An 882-nucleotide genomic window follows, 5' to 3' on the forward strand; every position below is an offset into this window, starting at 1 on the left:
GCGCTCAGGGATACGAGGGTGGCTGTTTTCGGCGCCACCGGAGTCGTCGGCTTCTGCACCGCCGTCATCGCGGCAGGGGAAGGTGCCCGGGTCACACTTGTCGGCCATGACGGCATCGAACGGGTCAAGCAGATCGCGGCCGAGATCGAAAGCAGGTTCCACCTCACCGTCGATGCGGCTGACGGATCGAGCGACGCCCGCAAGACAAAGCTGGTCGAAGCCAACGAAATTATCCTGGCTTGCGCCAAAGCTGGCGTCCAGGTGGTCTCCAAAGCCCAATTGAAAGGCAATGACCTGCTTATTGCGGCCGACGTCAATGCCGTTCCCCCGGCCGGCATCGAAGGATTGGCCGTCAATGCTAATGGTGATCCACTCGATGCGGCAAAAGCTGTCGGCATTGGTCCGCTTGCCATCGGCAATGTCAAATATAAGGTCGAATTCGGTCTCTTCAAAAGAATGATCGAATCCGAAAAGACGATCACGCTCGGTTTTCAGGAAGCGTTTTCCCTTGCACGCGAGATTGCCAAGTAACGCCGGATCTCTTTTGATCGCGGCAATTTCAGGCCGGGCGCTGGCCGCCGCCGCGCGTCGCGCCGGCTATCGTCCGCTGGTCGCCGATTTCTTTTGCGATACGGACACCGTCGCGCTCGCAGAACGCGCGACAATGCTGCCAGGCGACCTGCAAGGAGGCATCGACGGCGAGCGCATCATCGACACGCTTCGGCGATTGGCTGGCAACGACCTGCCGGCCGCCATTGTCCTGGGCTCAGGGTTTGAGCGGATGCCTGAGACCGTGGACAAAATCGCGCGACACTTTCGGCTCGCCGGCAATGGCGGCGCCGCGATCCGCAGGATCAAGGATCCGCAGTTGCTGGCCGATGA

2 pseudogenes are annotated in these 882 nt (G+C 60.8%); both read left to right on the forward strand.

Annotated features, from left to right (window positions below):
• Window positions 1–531, forward strand: a pseudogene (locus tag EN949_RS35460) (methylenetetrahydromethanopterin dehydrogenase); the annotation flags it as partial.
• 13 nt (window positions 532–544) lie between these two features.
• Window positions 545–882 (forward strand): annotated as a pseudogene (locus tag EN949_RS35465) (hypothetical protein); the annotation flags it as partial.

This window comes from Mesorhizobium sp. M7A.F.Ca.US.007.01.2.1 (genome assembly GCF_003998165.1).
Taxonomy (GTDB): domain Bacteria; phylum Pseudomonadota; class Alphaproteobacteria; order Rhizobiales; family Rhizobiaceae; genus Mesorhizobium; species Mesorhizobium ciceri.